Origin of the sequence: Lachnospira hominis (ex Hitch et al. 2025) (assembly GCF_040096395.1) — a bacterium.
GTDB classification, from domain to species: domain Bacteria; phylum Bacillota; class Clostridia; order Lachnospirales; family Lachnospiraceae; genus Lachnospira; species Lachnospira hominis.
This window is the reverse complement of sequence record NZ_JBBMES010000007.1, coordinates 25,879-46,948: the sequence shown is the minus strand read 5'-3', so window position 1 is coordinate 46,948 and position 21,070 is coordinate 25,879. Positions and strand designations below refer to the sequence as shown.

The window sequence follows — 21,070 nt, the reverse complement described above, 5'->3', positions numbered from 1 at the left end:
GATATGTCATTCATTTCTGCGGGGTTTTTATTTACAATTATGATTACGGCATTTATATATTATCTTATGCCGAAAAAGTATCAGTGGGTTGTGCTGCTGATTATGAGTTTTGCTTTTTATGCTACATATGGAATTAAGTATATGGGATATATTATATTTACGATAATATCATCTTATATATTTACAATTAAGATGGAGGCTTGCGTTGATAAGAAAAATCGACGCAGGCTTCTAATTGCATGCCTTTTATGCAATTTTGGCATATTGACGGGCATGAAATATATCAATTTCTTTATAAGCAATATCAATGCAGTGGGAGCATTATTTGGAAATACAGCAAAGCTTCCGGGATTTAAGATTATAATGCCTCTTGGAATTTCATTTTATACATTTCAGACTATGAGTTACGTGATAGATGTATATCAGAAAAAGTATGAGGCACAAAAAAATATATTTAAACTTGCTCTTTTTACGGCATTTCTTCCTCAGCTTTTACAGGGACCTATCGGAAGATATGACAGACTAGCACCGCAGTTTTTTGAAGGACATGACTTTGATATTAAGAATGTGGAGTTTGGCATGCAGCGTATGGCATGGGGACTTGCAAAGAAGCTGATTCTTGCAGACAGGGCTTACGTTGCGGCAAATACTGTATTTTCAAGTCTGAATACATATTCGGGAGTACATATTGTATTTGCACTTCTTTTATTTTCTATATATGTATATTGTGATTTCGCCGGCGGAATGGACCTAGTAATCGGTGCGTCAGAAATATTCGGGATACATCTTGATGAGAACTTCAGACAGCCGTATTTTTCAAAAAATCTTGGCGAATTCTGGAGAAGATGGCATATCAGTCTTGGTACATGGATGAAAGATTATATTTTCTATCCGTTTTCTATATCTAAACATATGCTTCATTTTGGTAAATTTGCAAAAAAACGTTTTGGTAAAACAACAGGAAGAGTCCTTCCTATATGTCTTGCCAATATTCTTATATTTTTTATAGTAGGTGTATGGCATGGTGCTTCGTGGAAGTACATACTGTATGGATTCTATAACGGCATAATCATTGCACTCAGCAATCTGTTAAAGCCTGTTTATGCATCTATGGCAAAGAAATGCCATATAAATACGTCATCACGCTATTGGAAGGTTGTAAGTATTATAAGGACATTTATAATTGTTAATATTGGCTGGCTTTTCGACGCCTGTTTGACAGCAGAACTTGCATTTAAGGCCTTTACAGGGATATTCAGGGGATTTACTTTTTCAGTTCTTGCAAATGGCAGTCTTTTAAGACTTGGGCTTAATATGAGGGATTACAAGATTCTGATTGTAGGAACAGTTATTTTATTTATAACAAGTGTAATGAAAGAAAAAGGTATTAATTTACGTGAATTTGTTGCACAAAGACCGCTTGTTGTAAGATGGGCATTATATATAATTCTTATATTTGCAACAGCACCGTTTGGATATGTCGGAAGTACGACTGAATTTGTATATGCACAGTTTTAGGAGAGTATTATGAAGAAAAGAAAAGGTCTTATTGCAGCAGTGGTGTTCATAATTCTTGTCACTGCTATCAACCAGTTTCTTAATTATGCTTTGGTGCAGCCCGGACTTGGCAGGACAATGTTTTATGAGTGTAAAAATAATGATTATGAATGTCTTATTCTTGGTGCATCACATGGAAGTTATGGCTTTGACAGCAGCAAAATGAGCGAAGAGCTTGGAATGTCCACAATGAATATGTGTATAGGCGGAGAGTATATGTATGATGCATATTATATTTTAAAATATGCATTAAAATACAAAAAATTAAAAACAGTAATACTTGACCTTGACTATCAATATTTTGTAAACCAGCATGATGAGAGTATTCTTTTTAATAATGTATACAATGCTTATCCGGCATGTAATGAAAAGCTTGGGTATTATATGCACAAAATGGCAAGAGAAGAGTACCGGGGAACATTTCTTCGATGGACTAATTACTGGCAGTGCTATAAGACTGTTGGAAAGACGATTAAATTAAAGCAGTCAGATGCATATAAGAATTATTCTCCTGAAGTTGTCAGCATGAATAAGTATGATACATATATGGGAAATGGTTTTGTATCAAGGAGCAAAGATTATAAGAAATCCACAACATCATGTCTTGACTGGGACGAGAGCAAGCTTGACAGCGAAGAGGGGGAATATGTTGAGAAGATTGTTAATCTATGTCGTAAAAACGGAATTAACATAGTACTAACAACAGTTGTGCAGGATCCCGACACAGTGGCTGAAAAATGCAGCGGTTTTGCACAGGCGGATGCATATCTTAGCAATCTTGCAGCACAGCTTGATGTCAAATACCTTAATTTCAATAAGTTAAAGTTTGATGTACTTGACAGAACAACAGATGATTTCTATGATAAAGAGGGTCATATGTATGGTGATATGGCTGAAAAGTTTAGTGCAGTCTGTGCAAAGGCTGTAAAAGAAGCTATCGCTGATACTTTAAACGAAGAAGACTATTTTGATAAGGATATGTCTAATCTTTATAAAAAATAAATTTTTACTTAATAAATATGAAAAGAGGTAGTACAATGTCTATTTTAGTAACAGGCGGTGCCGGATATATCGGCAGTCATACGGTAATCGAACTTCTTAATTCAGGATATGAAGTTGTAGTGCTTGATAATCTTGTTAATTCATCAAAAGAGTCTCTTAAAAGGGTAGAAGAGATTACAGGTAAAAAAGTAACATTTTACGAGGGCGATATTGCTGACCGTGAATTGTTAAAGAAGATGTTTGAAGCTGAAAATATTGACAGTTGTATTCATTTTGCAGGTCTTAAAGCAGTTGGTGAGTCAGTGTCAAAGCCGCTTGAATACTATAGTAATAATATATCAGGTTCTCTTGTTTTATTTGATGAGATGAGAAATCATAATGTTAAAAATATTATATTTTCTTCATCTGCGACTGTTTATGGGGACCCGGCATTTGTACCTATCACAGAAGAATGCCCAATGGGTGAGATTACTAATCCTTACGGAAGAACAAAGGCAATGCTTGAACAGATTCTTACTGATATCCAGAAGGCTGACCCAGAATGGAATGTAATTCTTTTGAGATATTTTAATCCTATCGGGGCACATAAGAGTGGGAAAATCGGAGAAAACCCGAATGGAATTCCCAATAACCTTATGCCATACATCACACAGGTTGCAGTTGGCAAATTAAAATGTCTGGGCGTGTTTGGTGATGATTATGACACACCGGACGGAACATGTATAAGAGATTATATTCATGTATGTGACCTTGCAGATGGACATGTAAAGGCTGTTGAGAAGTTAAAGTGCAATCCGGGAATAGAAATTTACAACCTCGGAACAGGAAAAGGTTCTTCGGTTCTTGATGTTGTAAAGACATTTGAGAAGGCATCAGGTGTAAAGATTCCTTATGAGATGAAGCCAAGAAGAGCCGGTGATGTTCCTGTTAATTACTGTGATGCAACAAAGGCTGAAAAAGAACTTGGATGGAAAGCGAAGAGAGATTTATTTGATATGTGTGAAGATTCATGGAGATGGCAGAAGAGCAATCCTAATGGATATGAAGCATAATAATAGAGATTCATAATATTTATTGTATTAATGTGAAAGTGAGGCAGTTATGGGCAAATATTTTGGAACAGACGGTTTCCGTGGTGAGGCAAATGTTAATCTCACAGTGGAGCATGCTTACAAAGTCGGAAGATTTTTAGGATGGTTTTACGGGAAAAATCATGAAGATGGAAAGGCAAAGATTGTAATTGGAAAAGATACAAGAAGAAGCAGCTATATGTTTGAGTATTCACTTGTAGCCGGACTTACAGCATCAGGAGCTGACGCATATCTTTTACATGTTACAACGACTCCGAGTGTGTCATATGTTACAAGAACAGAAGATTTTGACTGTGGAATTATGATTTCAGCAAGCCATAATCCTTATTATGATAATGGAATCAAGCTTATCAATGATAAGGGAGAGAAGATGAGAGAAGATGTCATCGGAGAGATTGAAAAGTATCTTGACGGTGAGATGGCAGAGCTTCCATTTGCTACAAGAGAAAAAATCGGATGTACTGTTGATTATGCTGCCGGACGTAACAGATATATGGGCTATCTTATGAGTCTTGCAATTTATTCTTTTAAGGGTATGAGAATTGGACTTGATGCAGCAAACGGAAGTGCGTGGTCACTTGCAAAGAGCATATTTGATGCACTCGGAGCAAAGACATATGTGATTCATGCAGAGCCTGACGGATTAAATATCAACAACGGCTGCGGTTCCACACACATCGAAAGTCTCTGTGAGCTTGTAAAAAGAGAACACCTTGATGCCGGATTTGCGTTTGACGGAGATGCGGACAGATGCCTTTGTGTTGACGAGAATGGCAATGTTATAAACGGAGATCATATTTTATACATCTATGGCTGTTATATGAAAGAAAGAGGCAAGCTTGTAGACAATAAGGTTGTAACTACTGTAATGTCAAACTTTGGACTTTATAAGGCATTTGACGCGATTGGAATTGATTATGAAAAGACAGCAGTCGGTGACAAATATGTATATGAATGCATGTCAAAGAATGGTTACAGACTGGGTGGAGAGCAGTCAGGACATATTATTTTCAGTAAATATGCAACAACAGGCGACGGTATAATCACTGCAATCAAGATGATGGAAGTAATGCTTGCAAAGAAAAAGACGCTTGGACAGCTTGCATCACCTGTTGTTATATATCCTCAGGTGCTTAAAAATGTGCGTGTGACAGATAAGACAGAGGCACAAAATGATGCTGATGTCAGGGCAGCAGTTGAAGCAGCGGCAGAAAAACTCGGCGAGAATGGACGAATTCTTGTACGTGAGAGCGGCACAGAACCGGTTGTGAGAGTTATGGTTGAGGCTGATTCAGTTGAGACATGTGAGAAATATGTTGACGATGTAATCGAAGTTATCAAAAATAAAGGTTATGTTATAGGATAAATATAATAAACTACGAATAAATAGCAAATCCCTGTAATAAGATTTTATTAAGTCTTGTTACAGGGATTTATTATTTTCAGGTGGTGAATATGTATTGAAAAAAAGAAATGTATTTAAAAGAATTGAGGCAAAAAGGCATCTTATTCCGGTATTGCTTGTTATTGCGGTACTTCTGTCTGGAATGTGTGTTCTGCCGGGATGTTCCCTGAAGGGAATAAACAACACTAAAAAAGAGGAGATAGACTATACAGTTGTCGAAGACGAAGATCTTCCGGCTGAGTTAAAGAAACTTATAGATGAAAAAAAGGGAAGTACGCTTAAAATGACATATACAACAAAAGATTATACATATATGGTTGCAGGTTATGGAACTATGACAACGAGTGGCTACAGTATAAGCGTTAATGACGTATATCTGGGCGAGAATTCAATATATGTAGATTTAAGCCTTGCAGGTCCAAAAACTCAGGAACCGGTCACACAAAGAGCCACAACACCATATATAGTTTTAAAGACAGAAAAGCGTGAGGAACCGGTAGTATTTAAGATGTAATATTTTATATATTAATATTATAAAGGGGGAAACATTTTGAAAATCAATAAAGAAAGAATCCGTGAAAACAGCGTTAAATGTAAGAATACAATGCAGATTACACTTGATGATGATTTTAATGTATCTGACAGCAAAGCGGATATAGATTCGATTATACGTGAGTGGGGAAATCCACATGCGGACAGCGTGAAAGTAAGCGGAGAACGTGCAGAGGTGAAGGGAAGTCTCGATTTTGCGTTTCTTTACTGTGGAAGAAATGAAACTAATGGAAAAGTTATGCCGTATAAAATGGCAGGCAGCATGAATTTTAATGAAAATGTCAATCTGCCTGATAATGCAGATGGTACATATGCGGTGTGCGATGCCAAGCTGGAGGATTTAACAGTCAAGGCAATTAATTCAAGAAAAGTCAGTATTAAGGCAATAATTGCAATTACTGTTGTGTGCGAGGAATTAAGTGAGATTCAGGCAGCAGCAGGAGTGGAAGAAGACGATGGATGGCATATACAGACACTTAGTGAGGATGTGGTATATTCTGAGCTTGCGGTTAATCTCAGGGATAATCTGAGAATAAAAGAAAGTCTGTCTGTACCGGCTGGAAAGCCTGATGTTGGTGAAATTATCTGGGAAGAATCCTGTATAAAATCATTTAACAGCAGACTTACAGATGATGGGGTATCACTTAACGGTGAGGCAGGAATATTTTTTATGTATATTCCGGTTGATGAAAGCCAGCCTGTACAATGGGTTGAGACAACATTTCCATTTGAGGGAAAACTTGATATAAATGGATGCAGTGAGGATATGGTGAGCTTTGTGCAGTACAGACTCATCAGTTTTACAATGGAGGCACGTCCGGACTATGACGGCGAAAACAGGGAAATTGCAGTTGAGATGGTGCTTGATTTGTCCGTAAGGGGATATGAAGAAAGGCACCAGACGGTGATAAATGATATATATTCTCCTGTAAAAAATATAACCGTAAAATGTGATGAGACAAAATTAAAGAAGCTTATTGTCAGAAATAACGGAAAATGCCGTGTATCACAGAGGGTAAAGACAGACAGATATGCCGGTATAATGCAGATATGTAATTGTAGCGGAACTGCACAGATTGATGATATATCGGTTGAAGAAGATGGAATTGTGATAAATGGTGCAGTTATAGCAGCTGTGTTTTATGTGACATCAGACGACGCTGTACCTATGGGCGGGCTTAAAGCTGTCGTACCGTTTTCATACAAATTGCAGCTGACATCATGCAAGGATATGGATTATACGCTTGACATATGTGTTGAGCAGCTTTCGGCAGTGATGACTACAAAAGATGAAATAGAGATAAAGGGAAGTGTTTCAATTGATGCCATTTGTTTTGAGATGTATACATGTCAGGCGGCAAATGAATGTGAAATAACAGATTATGATGAGAAAGAGTACCTGGCACTTCCGGGAATTGCCGGATATATATCTGACGGAACGCAGAATATGTGGAATATTACAAAAAAATATCACACTACAATGGATATGATAAAACAGCAGAACAGCCAGCTTTCTGATATTGATGATTTAAATTACAGACCGCCGAGAGGACAGAAACTGCTGTTAATAAAAACTCCGGCCATCTAGTAAGACAGCCGGAAAAATGTTTAAGACTAATTATTTACACCATGGTGTATAGCAGGACTTGATTCAGTAAGAGGAAGAAATGTATATCCGTTGGCAAGTCCCCATACAATAATATCCTCAACTGCGTTGACGCTGAAAAGTTTTATGTCATGTTGTAAAACTACAGATATGTCATGTGACTGTATTCCGCTTATGACATTATTATAAACTTCGGATGTGCTTGTTGTACCGCCTGCATCACCGCTTGATACATTCCAGTCAAAGTACTTGTATCCCTGGTCTGAGACAGCTTTGGTAAGGACTGACATAATACGGGAACAGTATTGTTTGCTTATTGTATTTGAACTTCCACCTGGAAAACGCAGAAGTTTTGGACGTTTTCCTGTCTGTTCGGTTATTATGTCTGACATGCGGTTTAAATCTTCAAAATAAGCATCACAGCTTGAATAGATATACTTGTAGTCGTGGGTTGCACTGTGTATTGCAACAGTGTGTCCTGCGGCTGCTTCTTTTGCAAGAAGATAACGGTAATCACTGTTTCCGTCAGTTACAAAAAAAGTTGCTTTTACATTATATTTTGCGAGTGTGTCGAGAAGCTGTTGCGTGTATTCGCCAGGACCGTCATCAAATGTGAGATAGACAGTTTTTGAACCGGGACTTACAGTATCTGCCTGCCGTAGCGGATTGATTTTTATATGTCTTTCGACACTTGATTCATTTCCATATTTGTCAGTGACAGAATAAGTTATAGTATAATCACCGGCTTTATATGTATTTAAATCACCGTCAACAGTCACTGCTTCTGTGAGATCATTTCCTTTTGAGTCGGAAGCTGTGCAGCCGGGGTCATCAAAAGCTGTTCCGGCATTCATTGTTATATCTGAATCGCCGTTCAATGTGATTGTCGGTGCAATTCCGTCATTATATTCAATTTCACGGGTTGCAACTGCGATATTTCCTGAAGAATCGCGTACTGTATAAGTTATGGAACTTTTTGTCTCCTTGCGTGTTACTTTGTTTGTTATATCGCCGTCATAGTTATCATGTGCGGTGTATCCTTCTTCAATATAGGCTTCACCTTTTTTGGGATAATAGCCGTCGGTGTGGTTAAGTTCAATTACAGGACATTCTGTGTCAACAACTGATACGGTGCGTGTTTTTTCGCTTAAGAAAAGTCCTTTTTTGGCCTTGTACTTTATATGATATTTTCCGACTTTTGAGGAGTCAACTATACCATCAATTGTTACTGCAAGAGGCTTTTTCTTTGAAAATAATACGGTATAAGCTGCAGTTGCACCTTCTTCAGTATATTCATTTCCATATTCAACTGTCTCGTCAGAATCTCCGTTTAATCGTATTTTTATATGACATAATGAGGTAAATATAATAATTAAAAGAAGTAATGCTGAGATAATTGTTGTAATAATTAAAAGCTGTTTCTTTTTCTGATTTTGTTTCTTTTTTTGCACGATGTTTTCTGATGCCATTTTATCTATATTGCTCCTGAAAATATAACATTGCCATGTTACAGTTAAACATGGCAATGTCAGTAAATTTTTAAAATTATGTTTTAGTTATTACCTAAAATATCGGATGTCTTTGTTGAATATCCGTTATCTGAAAACCACTGGTCAAACTTTTTCATTGTTGCTGAATATGTATCGTTTGAGATTGAAGGAAGGTCTTTTCCCCATGATTTAGTTGCTTCTTTAAATCCTTTTTCTACAGCAGATACCATCTTTTTCATGTTTTCTTCATCGCCGCCTGAAAGAGCTACAGCGAAATCAAGAAGTCTGTCTGATGTCTGGTTGACACCCCAGTAACCGTCTTCTGAAATATCTTCTTTTGCCTGTGCAATAGTACTAGCATCTGCTGTAAAATTGCCATTGGCAAGTGCTTTCCACATATCATCGGCAGTTCCGATTGTAATGCCCTGCTTTGCAAACATCTTTGTTACAAGTGACTGCATCTGTGCCATTCTTTGCTCTGTATCAGATTTTAGCTGTGCAATGATGGCCTTTCTGTCTGCAGCAGATGTTACTTTTGATGTTGATGAAGAAGGTTCATAAGAAGCACTTATTTCAGAATAAGCAGATTTTTCTGAAAATTTATCAGTTGAATCAGCTTTTTTGTCATTTGTTGATTTAGCTGATACATTTTTAGTTTCATAAGATGAATAACTTGTTCCTATTCCGTTAAAATCCATAATATTACCCTCCGTGGTATGATTTAGTATTCTTTACATTATATATCGGACAGAACTTACTCAATCTTAATAGTACGTTTTTTCCAAATTCCTGTCCAGTAAAGAATATAAAGAATAAGAGCGGATGTCGCATTACTTACTACAACAGCATACCATACACTTTCAACTCCCATTTTGAGGATTGATGAACAAACCCATAATGTGAGAAAACGGAAAATCCATATTCTTGTAGCATCGACAAGCATTGTTATCAATGTATGTCCGGAACCCTGGAAAAGTCCCTGTGTTACGTTATAAAAAGCATTAGTCCAGCAGCACATTGCCATGATTGACAGAAATTGTGTTGCAAGCGGAACAACATTTTCATCGCTTGTAAAGAAACGTACAATTGGTTCAGCGATAAACGGACGCGAAAGGATAGTACCAAATACAAAAAGAAATACTGCACCGATTCGCAATGCGATATGATATGATTTATTTACACGTTTGAGATTATTGGCTCCGAAATTCTGACCGACTATTGTTGATATAGCAGAGCCGATTCCGCTTGCCGGCATTGTGATAAGGCTGTTGATTTTATTTCCGATACCGTATGCGGTTGTAGCTGTAGTTCCGTATGCATTGACATTTTTTGTCATAAGAAGGAAACCAAACTGCATTGTGCTTCCACCGATTGCTGTTGGAAGACCAATTTTAAATATAGATGTCATTTTATTTTTATCAAATTTGAAATTTTTAAAGTCAAGACGGATAAGCTGGTTTTTGCGTCTTAATGCAAGTATTGCAATTGCGGCACTTGGAATTTTGGCAATAAGTGTTGCAAGTGCGGCTCCGGAGATTCCCATTTTAAATACGATAAGGAAGACCGGATCCATTATTAGGTTGAGTGATACGCCCAGAAGATTAAGAAGCATAGGACGTACAGTGTCACCTTGTGACTGTTTTACTGATGTATACAGGTTAATCATAAAAAGAAATGGAAGGTCAAGTACAACTATCCTTAAATATGAAATACTGAAGTGATAAATGTCCTGTTCAGCTCCAAGCCATTTTACTATACCAGGTGTGGCAATCCAGCATATTCCGGCACATATTACTGCAAATACAAGCGAACACAGGCAGATATGGTTTGCCATTGAATTGGCCTGCTTGTCCTGTCTGGCACCGAGATACTGTGATATAAGAATTGAACCGGCGGTTGTTATGCCGGCACCAAAGTTTATTAGTATATTCTGCACAGGAGATACAAGTGTTATTGCAGCCTGTGAAGCAGTTCCGATTTTTCCAAGCCAGAATGTATCTGTAAGGTTGTACATTGACTGGATAAAACTGTTGAGCATTACAGGAATTGCAAGCATAAGGATAGCCTGAATAAGGTTACCCTCAAGAATTAATTTGCGTTTATCAGCACTTATTGGTTTTGACATGTTAATTATCTCCATTTCTGTGCAAAAATGGCATATTTTAGCACATAATTATTTTTGGTACTTGACAAGATAAATCAAGTTCATTAATGTTTATGTTAATCATAGCACAAAAAGCAGTAAATTCTACAAAAATATAACGATTTTAGTGGAATAATACAGAAAAAAAGTTTGGAGATTTATTTATAATATACGGAGGCCTTTATGGATTATTTATTTGATATGCCTACAGATTTTAAAGTTTATAAGATAAAAAGAGATAAAAGTTCGGGAAGCCAGCCGACGCATACACATCCATATTATGAGATTTTCTATCTGATAAATGGTGACTGTACATTTTTTATTGACCATAATATTTATAAGCTTAACAGAGGCGATCTTATTGTTGTACCGCAGGGGGAACTTCATAAAAGCTCGTTTCCGCAGCATGGCTGCAGTGAGAGATATGTTTTGTGTTTTAAAGAGAGTAATTTAAAATGGCTCAATGACATTGTTGGACCGGATTTTGTGAAAGAATCTCTCTCAACCGGTGTTATTTCTATTCCTGATAAAAGAAGAGATTATGTTGAATCACTTATGAATAAGATGATTTTTGAAAATGAAGGACAGGATATATTGTCACCGGCATTTATAAGGACGGGGCTTATAGAACTTGTCCTTTTTATAATAAGATGCCGGAGATATGAGGAAAATGTTATAAAAGAGCTTGATGTTGATAATCAGCTCATGCAGCAGATTGCGACATATATATATGAAAATTATGACAAAAAGTTAAGTCTTGAGGATATGTCGGATAAATTCCATATAAGCAGGTCATACTTATCTAAGAAGTTTAAGGCTGTAACAGGTTTTGGATTTAAAGAATATATAGTTAATGTAAGAATTAAAAATGCGTGCAGGCTCCTTCTTGAGACTAATAAGTCTATCACTGATATAGCATTTGAGTGCGGTTTCAATGACAGTAACTATTTTGGGGATGCATTCAGGCATGTCAAGGGAGTTTCACCTAATAAATACAGGAAAAATAAGGAAGCTATTTAGGCAGATATTAAATATATGTAAAAAACAAGAAAATATTTATAAAAGATAACTATGTACTTGCAAAAATACAATACATTTTATATAATTGTTGTATACAAGAAACAATGGAGAAAAGATATGGACAGTATACGATTAAAGGCACGTGCAAAGATTAATCTTGGTCTTGATGTTCTTGGAAAAAGAGATGATGGCTATCATGAAGTACGCATGATAATGCAGACTGTTGGAATATATGACAGAATCATCATTAAAAAGATTCCGGAGGATGAGATAAGGATTAATTCTAATCTGTTTTTCCTGCCTGTGAATGAGAATAATCTTATTTATAAGGCTGCCAGGATGATGAAAGATGAATATAATATCAAAGAGGGCGTAGAGATAGACCTTAATAAGTTTATACCGGTTGCAGCCGGTATGGCTGGAGGAAGTACAGATGCGGCTTCAACATTATTTGGCATGAATAAGATATTTGACCTCGGAATATCGCAGTCGAAGCTTATGGAGATGGGCTTAAAGATTGGTGCGGATGTTCCTTATTGCATAATGAGAGGAACAGCACTTGCTGAGGGAATAGGAGAAAAGCTTACGCGTCTTACGCCTATGCCACACTGCTGGCTTATTGTCGCAAAGCCTCCGATTAATGTTTCAACAAAGCTTGTCTATGAAAGTCTTGATATGGGCGGAATAAGCAAGCATCCTGATATTGATGGCATAATGGATGCAATAAAAAGAGGCGATGTAGAAGGCGTGGCACAAAATATGGGCAATGTGCTTGAAGATGTCACAATTCCTCTTTATCCGGTTATAGACAGCATTAAGAAACAGATGCTTAAAAACGGAGCGATAGGAGCAATGATGAGTGGAAGTGGTCCTACTGTGTTCGGAATTTTTCCGGATGAACAGACGGCATTGAGATGTCAGGCTGTATTAAAGGCACAGGGCGAGGCACGTCAGGTATATATTACTGAGACATTTAACTAGGATAACTGTTCAATCGAAACATACGTAATAATATAATTAGAAATGGAGGACATAAGAAATTATGAAGGGCGAATTAAAGATGGATGTAAATGATTATCTCCCATTGAGGGATGTTGTTTTTAATACATTGAGACAGGCAATACTGCGTGGCGAGATGGAACCCGGTGAGAGACTGATGGAGATTCAGCTTGCACAGAAGCTCGGAGTAAGCAGAACACCTATAAGAGAAGCTATCCGTAAGCTTGAACTTGAGGGACTTGTTATTATGATTCCAAGAAAGGGTGCAGAAGTTGCCCATATAACTGAAAAAGATATGAGAGATGTTCTCGAAGTAAGATGTACACTTGAGGAGCTTGCAGTTGCACTCGCATGCAAAAATGTGACACCTGAGCGTATTATGGATTTGAGAGCTGCCAATAAGGTGTTTGAGTCTGCAATTGTTTCAAAAGATGTTGTAAATATTGTAGATGCCGATGTCCAGTTCCATGATACAATATATGCAATGACAGACAATGACAGGCTTATACAGATTATCAATAAGTTAAGGGAGCAGATGTACAGATACAGACTTGAGTATGTTAAAGACGCAAGAACACATTCAATTCTTATAAATGAACATAATGATATTATCCAGAAGCTTGCCGACAAGGATGTTGAGGGGGCAAAGATGTTTATGCGTCAGCATATACGTAATCAGGAAAAAGGTATTATCAGACTTTTAAATAAATAATTGTTTAGTCTGTGTCATTTTGGAAATAATCTCTATAGATTTATTAAAACACCGGCATTTTACCGGTTGATAATATTAAGACGGAGGTTATTATGAAGAAAAAAGGACACAGACTATTTATTTTTATTGCTTGTATTATATTTGTGAGTTTATGTACAGCAGTTTTTACATACAGAGTTTCGGGCAATGAGAGCAGAAACAGAATACAGGAAGAACTTGCACAGGATATTATCAGATTTCATGTAAGGGCTAACAGTGACAGCGATGAGGACCAGAAAAGAAAGCTTGCCGTAAAAGATGCTGTTGTTGAGTATCTTTCGCCGCTTCTTGCCGAATCACAAAGCATTGATGAATCAAAGGAGATTCTATCAGAATCAATGGTTGATATTGAAAATATAGCACACGAAACACTTATGGCACATGGTGGAGATAGCAAAGTAAATGTCTATTTTGAGGAGAGTTATTTTCCTATGAAAGCGTATGCTGATGTAACATTTCCGCCGGGAGTATATGAGGCTTTCCGTATAGACATAGGAGAGCATTGTGGGAAAAACTGGTGGTGTGTTCTCTATCCGCCGCTATGTTTTGTTGATTCGACATGTGGAGTGCTTCCGGATGATTCTAAGGAAAAATTGAAGAATATTTTGACAGATGATGAATATAATGCTATAACAAAGACTCAGTATGTTTACAGATTTAAGTATCTGAAATTTCTAAATGACTGGTTACAGGGAGGAAAATAAGTTAATTATGGATAAGAACGCACCAATCGGAGTATTTGATTCCGGTGTCGGCGGTCTGACGGTTGCAAGAGAGATTATGCGTCAGATTCCAAATGAGCGTATTGTTTATTTTGGTGATACGGCACGAGTGCCTTATGGAAGCAAATCAAAAGATAATATTATAAAGTTTTCAAGACAGATTATACGTTTTCTTCAGACAGAAAATGTTAAGGCGATAGTTATTGCATGTAATACAGCGAGTGCACTTGCACTTGATGAGATGCAGCAGGAGTTTGACCTTCCGATTCTTGGTGTTGTTAAGCCGGGAGCAAAGGTGGCAGTTGAGACTACTGCTAATAAAAGAATTGGTCTTATTGGAACGGAAGCAAATATAAGGAGCGGAGTGTATACAAGATACATAAAGTCACTTGATGATGAGGCAAAAGTGTTTGAAAAAGCATGTCCGTTATTTGTTCCGCTTGTTGAGGAAGGCTGGCTTCATGATGATATAACACTTCAGGTAGCCTCACGTTATCTGGAAGAATTAAAAGAAAAAGATATAGATACGCTTATTATGGGATGTACGCATTATCCGCTTATACGTTCTACAATACGGAAGGTTATGGGCGATAAAGTGAATCTTGTAAATCCGGCATATGAAACTGCTATTGAACTCAAAAATCTGCTTGAGAGAGATAATCTTGCAAATAAATGTGATGTTGACAGTCCATCAAGCATGTATAGATTCTATGTAAGCGATGCGGAAGAAAAGTTTAAGTTATTTGCTAATTCAATACTTCCATTTGATATTACAATGACGAAGCAGATTAATATTGAGAATTATTAGAGTGTTTATTTGTTGTGTATGATATGTAAAGAAGATGATTTTTAACTGAGGAAAACAGTATGGATGAAAGAGTATTTGTAAGTATAAAAGGACTTCATTTTGCGAGTGGCGTTCAGGATTCAGATTCTGACGGCAGTGAAGATGAAGAAGTTATTGAGACTGTCAATACCGGAAGATATAAGCGTTCCGGAGAAAATGAGTATATTAAGTATTCGGATATGATTGACGGTGAGGATAAGCCATGCAGCAATCTTATAAAGATTACGCCTGATGGCACGGTTGAGATTACTAAAAAAGGATATGTTACAACGCATTTTTCTTTTGTTCCCGGGGAGCGAACAACAACATATTACGAGACACCATATGGCGGCATTTATCTTGGAATCAATTCAAAAAATATTGTCATTGAAAGAAGTGATGAAAGGATATATGCAGGGATTGAGTATACGCTTGAACTTAACCATGAAATAATTTCAGAATCAAGTGTTGAGATAGAGATAAGCTCAAAGAAGAATTTTAAGTTGGAGAATTAAAATTCAGGAATTTAAAATATAGAAATTTAAAAGCGTTCAGGCGGATAACTGCTGTCCTGAACGCTTTTTATTAACCCTTTTTTGCAGGGCTTTACAGGTTGTATTTTAGTGAATATGAGGAGTTGAATAAGTATTTAAAAGCTCCTGTTTGCAATCGTATAATTTCTTTGATAAATCGACATGTACTTCCTGTGGATTTATAAGACGTTTTGATTCATCCCATAAAGTAGCAAGTTCATGTTTACAGTATTTCTGTATATCCATGACAGGTGGAGTTGTGTATACACATTCTCCATTTTTGAATACAGGAACGATAATTTCACGAAGAGTGTATTCACCCGGCTGAAGAAGCGTTTTTTTCCATGTCTCTATAGGGTCAAATAAAAGAAGAGGTTCGTTTTCATCGTATGTCTCGTCTGTAAGTGCAATAAGGTCTGCTTTTAACATTCCGTCAGTGTCGTAAACACGGTAAACTGTCTTATTTCCCGGATTAGTAATCTTTTCCGAATTCTCAGAAAGCTTAATCTTTGGAATAAACTTTCCATCATCTCCCATAACAGCGGCAAGCTTGTATACACCACCAAATGCAGGATTGTCTTTTGCTGTAATAAGGTTAGTTCCGACACCCCATGAAGTTATAGCGGCACCCTGTGTTTTTAATGAATCAATAAGGTATTCATCAAGGTCACTTGATGCAGATATAATAGCATCTTCAAAACCGGCATCATCAAGCATTTTACGTGCTTTCTTAGAAAAATAAGCAAGGTCGCCTGAGTCGAGTCTGATACCATATCCTTTAAGTTCAATTCCTGCTTCACGCATTTCTTTAAATACACGGATTGCATTAGGAACGCCTGAGCGTAGTGTATCATATGTGTCTACAAGAAGAATGCATGCATTCGGATAAAGGTCTGCATATGTCTTAAATGCTGTATATTCATCAGGAAAACTCATAATCCAGCTGTGAGCGTGGGTTCCTTTGACCGGAACGTCAAACATCTGACCTGTAAGAACATTACTTGTTCCAACACAACCGGCAATGACAGCAGCTCTTGCACCATATATTCCGGCATCAGGACCCTGGGCACGTCTCAGACCAAATTCCATTATTCCGTCGCCTTTTGCTGCATAGCATACTCTGGCAGCCTTAGTTGCGATAAGGCTCTGGTGATTAATTATATTAAGGATTGCAGTCTCTACAAGCTGAGCTTCAATGATAGGAGCAATTACTTTAACAATTGGTTCTCTTGGAAAAATAAGTGTTCCTTCGGGAATGGCATATATATCGCCTGTAAAGTGGAAGTTTTTTAAATAATCAAGAAAATCATTATCAAAAAGATTAAGGCTGCTAAGGTAAGCGATATCATCATCGGTAAAATGAAGATTATTAATATAATCGATTACCTGGTCAAGACCACATGCAATGGCATATCCGCCGCCGCAAGGGTTATTGCGGTGGAAAGCATCAAATATAACCGTACGGTTATTGACTGTTTTGAAGTAACCCTGCATCATAGTAAGCTCGTATAAATCTGTTAATAATGTTAAATTACGCATAAAAGCTCCTTTCATATATTAAAAGATACCGCCGGCTGGCGATACCTTTTAATATTGCTTTGCGGTTTATTTATTTTATTTGTTACGTTTGAAAAATCCCTTTTTCTTTTTCTTTTCTTCAACGACAATCTTGCCGCCACGAACTGATTTGATGCCTGTGATGTAAATTCCGCTTACTTCAGCCTTGATTTCAGCTTTTACAGGAATCTGTTCAAATACTTTTGGGTCACACATAAGAGTCATGACTCTTGGTCCGATTTTTGCCTTGACAATAGGCATCTTTGAACCCCTTAAATACTTAGGCGTCTGGTCAAGAACCATCTTAGGAAGTCCGGCATCTTTAAGCTTCATCTTCTTTTTGTCAATTACAAGCATTGACATAATCTGTTTTGCAGCGTCAATCTGCTCCTGCTGTGACTCCTGCTTTTTACGCAGCTTATTACCGACAATTATAAGTGCAATAAATACAACTAACAATATAACCAATATTGTTAATAATACAATACTCCATACTGGCATTGATTTTATCCTCCTGATAATTAATGAATTCTAATGTACAATATTGTAGCATATCCCTTATGTTTAAACAAGAGATTTATTCTTTTCGTATATCTGTAACATCAAGTCGTGAACTGTATCCGGCAGGGCTTTTCTTTCATCCCTGTCAAGTGCAGCTGTGTCAATCGGTGTACCAAATTCAAGAACGGTATGAGTTCTTTTGATTGATGGAAAATGAGCTTCCAGAACATTTTCAGTATTATTCTGAACCATAGGGATTATCTTGCAGTTGCTCTTGTCTGCAAGTTTGAAGCTGCCGCCGTGGAAAGGCATAATTCCATCACCTTTGTTCCTGGTTCCTTCAGGGAATATTACAATAGAAATGCCATTATTAATCTGTTCTACACCGGAAAGAATAGTTTTAAGACCTTCTCTCGGATTGGAACGATCCATAAAAAGGCAGTGTAAATATTTCATCCATAATCTTATAAATGGAACTTTTTGCATCTCTTTTTTGGCAATAAAACCTGTAAGACGCGGCATGCGGCTGTAAGATACAACCGTGTCAAAAAACCCGCGGTGGTTGCCTATAAAAACAACAGGTTCGTCTTTTGGAATATTCTCAAGACCTATAACAGTTGTGCTTACCCCCGATAAAAATAAAATCACCTTAAACACAAACTGCACAAAACGAAGTGAGCTTATATCTTTTGCTTTTGGTGAAATCCTGCCTATAAGCCATTCAATTGGAAAAAGAATAAGGCTTAACACAAAAATGATGAGTAAAAATATACACACCAGAATTAATCGTATCATGTAAATAAAAATCCTTTCTTAGTTTATTTCAGATATGAAGAAAATCCGCTCGAATACTTAATAGTTCCGTCAGACATGACAAACATGGCTTCAATGCCGGACAGGCTTTCTATAAGTTTTAATCCTTTATCAGCACCAAGTGCAAAACATGTGGTGCTTAAACAGTCTCCCGTGACTGATGCATCAGATATGATTGTTACATCTGAAAGTCCGTTATCATACGGATATCCTGTGGATGGATTTAGAATATGATGATAAAGCTTGCCATCCTGATAAAAGTATCTTTCGTAGTTGCCGGAAGATACGGCGGATTTATTATTAAGACGCAATGTTACAAGAGGTACTGAATCTTCAGAGAATGGTTTCTTTATTCCTATAAGGAAAGGATTATCTGAAGATTTTTCACCTACACATAATACATTGCCGCCAAGATTAATAATACCACGGTTTATGCTTTTTTCCAAAAGAAAATTGCGTATTTTATCTGCAATATAGCCTTTTGCTATGGCACCGAGGTCAATGATGGTCTTATCCGGCTTGTCTACAGTATATGTTCCGTCATTATTTTCCGTAAGTTTAAGCCTGGTATAATCTACATATGATAATGCATTCTGTATATCACTGTCATCAGGTACAGCCGGATTATCTGATGTGAAATCCCACAAAGATGATATGCTGCCGATTGTTATGTCAAATGCACCATCTGACATATCGGCATATTGGATGCCATATGATATCAGTTCTCCGAGTTCATGCGGCACAGTTGTGATCTGACCATCATTAAGCTTATACAGGGTACTGTCCGGGTTGGTTCTTGAAAACATCAGCTCATATGTGTCACATATTCGCAGAGCTTCGTTAAGAATCTCTTTAAGCTCTGAGGTTTTGTGACCTCCTGTTGTATATGCACTTACAGCAACATAAGTATTGAGCTTGTAACCTGTAACCTGTACAGGGTCGGAAAGTGCAGTGTTCTGGCATCCGTTTAGTAAAAATGACAAAAATATTAAAATGCAGGCTGCTGATGATAAATGCCTTTTTGTGACTGATTTCATAAATTACTTCCTTTATAAAAATGAAAAAAATGTGAAACGCCTTTTATTTTGTCAATAAGTATGCTATAACAGTCTATGTTGTTAAAAATAGTTGACAACTATATGCGTTTGTGGTTATATTATAAATATATTTTATATATTTTGCAATACCTGAATGCAGAAATTTTTATTTTTTGAAAGGAACTTATTATGAAAAAGAAATTTATGAGTGTTATGCTTGCGGCAACACTTGTTGTTTCATTGGTGGGCTGTGGTAAGAAGAATAACAATAATACTGCAACAGATGCTGATGATACATCAAACAAAGCTATTACAGCAGAGGAATATAATGCAACTATTGCATCGAATGCAGCGGTTTATAAGAAGTACATTACACTTCCTGAGTATAAGGGAATTGCAGTGTCAGTTGATAAGTCGTCACTTACCGTATCGGATGATGATGTTGAGACTTACATAAGCAATATTTTATCTTCACATGCTACTTCAGAGCAGGTAACAGAAGGAACAACTGCAAGCGGTGATACTATATCACTTGATTACAGCGGTAAGCTTGACGGTGTTGCATTTTCAGGCGGAACGGCAACAGATGTATCATACACAATCGGTTCAGGCAAGTTCATAACAGACCTTGACCAGGGACTTATAGGACTTAATGTAGGTCAGGAATATGATATTCCATGTACATTCCCTAGTGATTACAGCAGTTCGGATCTTGCAGGAAAGAGCGTTATATTTACAGTAACAGTTCATTCTATTACAAAGAAGACAATTCCTGAACTTACAGATGAGTGGGTTGCAGCTAATGCAGAGAGCATGGGGATTGAAGGAACAACAGTTGAAGCTTTAAGAAAAGAGACAAGAGAATATCTTGAGAATTCAGGAAAGAGTACATATGACAGCAAAAAGTATAGTGCTGTTTACGAAGTAATTAAGAAAGATATAACAGTTAATGGATATCCGCAGGCAGAGTTAGACAGCTTAAAGTCAATTCTTAAACAGAATATGGAAGCAGAATATAATCAGTATCAGTCATATTATTCTGCACAGGGTATCTCAGATTTTTCATCATATCTCTCAAGCGTATACAATCTTTCTGATGATGCAGCATATGATGATTATGCTACACAGACAGCACAGGAGTATCTTCTGGAGAAGATGACTCTTACAATAATTGCAGCTGATAATGGAATTAATGTAAGTGCAGATGATATTAATGAAATCGGTGCTACATATGCAAGCTATTATGGTTATACAGATTATCAGGAGATTCTTGATGCATATGGCAACGAGATGAATGCAGAACTCGGATACGAGAAGCTTAGCGAAAAGGTTCAGAGTTTCTTAAATGATAATTCAGTAGAACAGTAAAAATATAAACAAAAGAACGTTTGTTTTTTGGAAATCTTTGTGATTTTATCAGAGATTTCCCAAAATGTTTGTTATGGCGTTAAAGAACGGAGAGAGA

General features: G+C 37.0%; 20 protein-coding genes. 13 read left to right on the top strand and 7 right to left on the bottom strand.

The features are described from left to right. Positions 1–3 precede the first annotated feature (3 nt). The 6 genes from WMO38_RS08030 to WMO38_RS08005 all read left to right on the top strand — a co-directional run bounded on the left by WMO38_RS08030 (position 4) and on the right by WMO38_RS08005 (position 7,195). Complete coding sequence (locus WMO38_RS08030) at positions 4–1,518, top strand: MBOAT family O-acyltransferase (RefSeq protein ID WP_349162142.1); 1,515 nt, start codon at positions 4–6, stop codon at positions 1,516–1,518. Positions 1,519–1,527: 9 nt separating this feature from the next. Continuing rightward, complete coding sequence (locus WMO38_RS08025) at positions 1,528–2,559, top strand: hypothetical protein (RefSeq protein ID WP_349162141.1); 1,032 nt, start codon at positions 1,528–1,530, stop codon at positions 2,557–2,559. Positions 2,560–2,594: 35 nt separating this feature from the next. Continuing rightward, positions 2,595–3,611, top strand: a complete 1,017-nt coding sequence (galE, locus tag WMO38_RS08020; RefSeq protein ID WP_349162140.1) for a UDP-glucose 4-epimerase GalE — start codon at positions 2,595–2,597, stop codon at positions 3,609–3,611. 49 nt (positions 3,612–3,660) lie between these two features. Beyond that, complete coding sequence (gene glmM, locus WMO38_RS08015) at positions 3,661–5,016, top strand: phosphoglucosamine mutase (RefSeq protein WP_349162139.1); 1,356 nt, start codon at positions 3,661–3,663, stop codon at positions 5,014–5,016. A gap of 94 nt (positions 5,017–5,110) precedes the next feature. Continuing rightward, positions 5,111–5,569, top strand: a complete 459-nt coding sequence (locus WMO38_RS08010; RefSeq protein ID WP_186837185.1) for a protease complex subunit PrcB family protein — start codon at positions 5,111–5,113, stop codon at positions 5,567–5,569. Between the two features lie 36 nt (positions 5,570–5,605). Then, entirely contained in the window at positions 5,606–7,195 is a 1,590-nt protein-coding gene (locus WMO38_RS08005; RefSeq protein ID WP_349162138.1) for a DUF3794 domain-containing protein, read from the top strand. Between the two features lie 26 nt (positions 7,196–7,221). Here WMO38_RS08005 and WMO38_RS08000 read toward each other — a convergent pair whose 3' ends face one another. The 3 genes from WMO38_RS08000 to WMO38_RS07990 all read right to left on the bottom strand — a co-directional run bounded on the left by WMO38_RS08000 (position 7,222) and on the right by WMO38_RS07990 (position 10,828). After that, positions 7,222–8,682, bottom strand: coding sequence for an immunoglobulin-like domain-containing protein (locus tag WMO38_RS08000; protein WP_349162136.1), 1,461 nt, complete (start codon positions 8,680–8,682; stop codon positions 7,222–7,224). 83 nt (positions 8,683–8,765) lie between these two features. After that, on the bottom strand, positions 8,766–9,401 hold the full coding sequence (locus tag WMO38_RS07995; protein ID WP_349162134.1) for a hypothetical protein: 636 nt from the start codon (positions 9,399–9,401) through the stop codon (positions 8,766–8,768). 56 nt (positions 9,402–9,457) lie between these two features. Continuing rightward, positions 9,458–10,828, bottom strand: coding sequence for an MATE family efflux transporter (locus WMO38_RS07990; protein ID WP_349162133.1), 1,371 nt, complete (start codon positions 10,826–10,828; stop codon positions 9,458–9,460). A gap of 201 nt (positions 10,829–11,029) precedes the next feature. Between WMO38_RS07990 and WMO38_RS07985 the strand changes: the two genes are divergently transcribed. The 6 genes from WMO38_RS07985 (at position 11,030) to WMO38_RS07960 (ending at position 15,679) form a co-directional block, all read left to right on the top strand. Further along, positions 11,030–11,866: an AraC family transcriptional regulator gene (locus WMO38_RS07985; protein ID WP_349162131.1), complete on the top strand. Its 837-nt coding sequence runs from the start codon at positions 11,030–11,032 to the stop codon at positions 11,864–11,866. A gap of 117 nt (positions 11,867–11,983) precedes the next feature. Further along, positions 11,984–12,847, top strand: coding sequence for a 4-(cytidine 5'-diphospho)-2-C-methyl-D-erythritol kinase (ispE, locus tag WMO38_RS07980; RefSeq protein WP_349162130.1), 864 nt, complete (start codon positions 11,984–11,986; stop codon positions 12,845–12,847). A gap of 61 nt (positions 12,848–12,908) precedes the next feature. Beyond that, on the top strand, positions 12,909–13,577 hold the full coding sequence (locus WMO38_RS07975) for a GntR family transcriptional regulator (protein ID WP_021866192.1): 669 nt from the start codon (positions 12,909–12,911) through the stop codon (positions 13,575–13,577). Between the two features lie 92 nt (positions 13,578–13,669). Further along, positions 13,670–14,320, top strand: coding sequence for a stage II sporulation protein R (gene spoIIR, locus WMO38_RS07970; protein WP_349162129.1), 651 nt, complete (start codon positions 13,670–13,672; stop codon positions 14,318–14,320). A 7-nt stretch (positions 14,321–14,327) separates the two neighbouring features. Further along, positions 14,328–15,146, top strand: coding sequence for a glutamate racemase (gene murI / locus WMO38_RS07965; RefSeq protein WP_021866194.1), 819 nt, complete (start codon positions 14,328–14,330; stop codon positions 15,144–15,146). A 59-nt stretch (positions 15,147–15,205) separates the two neighbouring features. Next, complete coding sequence (locus WMO38_RS07960; RefSeq protein ID WP_186837189.1) at positions 15,206–15,679, top strand: YwiB family protein; 474 nt, start codon at positions 15,206–15,208, stop codon at positions 15,677–15,679. A gap of 105 nt (positions 15,680–15,784) precedes the next feature. On the opposite strand, the gene WMO38_RS07955 is transcribed toward WMO38_RS07960, so the two are convergent. From WMO38_RS07955 to WMO38_RS07940, 4 genes are all read right to left on the bottom strand, one after another. Further along, on the bottom strand, positions 15,785–17,236 hold the full coding sequence (locus WMO38_RS07955; RefSeq protein ID WP_349162128.1) for a nicotinate phosphoribosyltransferase: 1,452 nt from the start codon (positions 17,234–17,236) through the stop codon (positions 15,785–15,787). A gap of 75 nt (positions 17,237–17,311) precedes the next feature. Then, complete coding sequence (locus WMO38_RS07950) at positions 17,312–17,755, bottom strand: hypothetical protein (RefSeq protein WP_349162127.1); 444 nt, start codon at positions 17,753–17,755, stop codon at positions 17,312–17,314. A 63-nt stretch (positions 17,756–17,818) separates the two neighbouring features. Next, on the bottom strand, positions 17,819–18,550 hold the full coding sequence (locus WMO38_RS07945) for a lysophospholipid acyltransferase family protein (protein ID WP_021866198.1): 732 nt from the start codon (positions 18,548–18,550) through the stop codon (positions 17,819–17,821). A gap of 23 nt (positions 18,551–18,573) precedes the next feature. Further along, entirely contained in the window at positions 18,574–19,605 is a 1,032-nt protein-coding gene (locus WMO38_RS07940; protein WP_349162126.1) for an FAD:protein FMN transferase, read from the bottom strand. 189 nt (positions 19,606–19,794) lie between these two features. Between WMO38_RS07940 and tig the strand changes: the two genes are divergently transcribed. Continuing rightward, on the top strand, positions 19,795–20,973 hold the full coding sequence (gene tig / locus WMO38_RS07935; protein ID WP_349162124.1) for a trigger factor: 1,179 nt from the start codon (positions 19,795–19,797) through the stop codon (positions 20,971–20,973). The last annotated feature ends 97 nt before the right edge of the window (positions 20,974–21,070 follow it).

What these genes read in the sequence shown, in the direction of transcription:
- WMO38_RS08000 (WP_349162136.1), bottom strand. Translation starts at nt 8,682, where the DNA reads ATGGCATCAGAAAACATCGTGCAAAAAAAGAAACAAAATCAGAAAAAG.
- WMO38_RS08030 (WP_349162142.1), top strand. Translation starts at nt 4, where the DNA reads ATGTCATTCATTTCTGCGGGGTTTTTATTTACAATTATGATTACGGCA.
- WMO38_RS07995 (WP_349162134.1), bottom strand. Translation starts at nt 9,401, where the DNA reads ATGGATTTTAACGGAATAGGAACAAGTTATTCATCTTATGAAACTAAA.
- WMO38_RS07990 (WP_349162133.1), bottom strand. Translation starts at nt 10,828, where the DNA reads ATGTCAAAACCAATAAGTGCTGATAAACGCAAATTAATTCTTGAGGGT.
- WMO38_RS07960 (WP_186837189.1), top strand. Translation starts at nt 15,206, where the DNA reads ATGGATGAAAGAGTATTTGTAAGTATAAAAGGACTTCATTTTGCGAGT.
- murI (WP_021866194.1), top strand. Translation starts at nt 14,328, where the DNA reads ATGGATAAGAACGCACCAATCGGAGTATTTGATTCCGGTGTCGGCGGT.
- WMO38_RS07950 (WP_349162127.1), bottom strand. Translation starts at nt 17,755, where the DNA reads ATGCCAGTATGGAGTATTGTATTATTAACAATATTGGTTATATTGTTA.
- ispE (WP_349162130.1), top strand. Translation starts at nt 11,984, where the DNA reads ATGGACAGTATACGATTAAAGGCACGTGCAAAGATTAATCTTGGTCTT.
- WMO38_RS07955 (WP_349162128.1), bottom strand. Translation starts at nt 17,236, where the DNA reads ATGCGTAATTTAACATTATTAACAGATTTATACGAGCTTACTATGATG.
- WMO38_RS07975 (WP_021866192.1), top strand. Translation starts at nt 12,909, where the DNA reads ATGAAGGGCGAATTAAAGATGGATGTAAATGATTATCTCCCATTGAGG.
- WMO38_RS07945 (WP_021866198.1), bottom strand. Translation starts at nt 18,550, where the DNA reads ATGATACGATTAATTCTGGTGTGTATATTTTTACTCATCATTTTTGTG.
- glmM (WP_349162139.1), top strand. Translation starts at nt 3,661, where the DNA reads ATGGGCAAATATTTTGGAACAGACGGTTTCCGTGGTGAGGCAAATGTT.
- WMO38_RS07985 (WP_349162131.1), top strand. Translation starts at nt 11,030, where the DNA reads ATGGATTATTTATTTGATATGCCTACAGATTTTAAAGTTTATAAGATA.
- WMO38_RS07940 (WP_349162126.1), bottom strand. Translation starts at nt 19,605, where the DNA reads ATGAAATCAGTCACAAAAAGGCATTTATCATCAGCAGCCTGCATTTTA.
- tig (WP_349162124.1), top strand. Translation starts at nt 19,795, where the DNA reads ATGAAAAAGAAATTTATGAGTGTTATGCTTGCGGCAACACTTGTTGTT.
- galE (WP_349162140.1), top strand. Translation starts at nt 2,595, where the DNA reads ATGTCTATTTTAGTAACAGGCGGTGCCGGATATATCGGCAGTCATACG.
- WMO38_RS08025 (WP_349162141.1), top strand. Translation starts at nt 1,528, where the DNA reads ATGAAGAAAAGAAAAGGTCTTATTGCAGCAGTGGTGTTCATAATTCTT.
- spoIIR (WP_349162129.1), top strand. Translation starts at nt 13,670, where the DNA reads ATGAAGAAAAAAGGACACAGACTATTTATTTTTATTGCTTGTATTATA.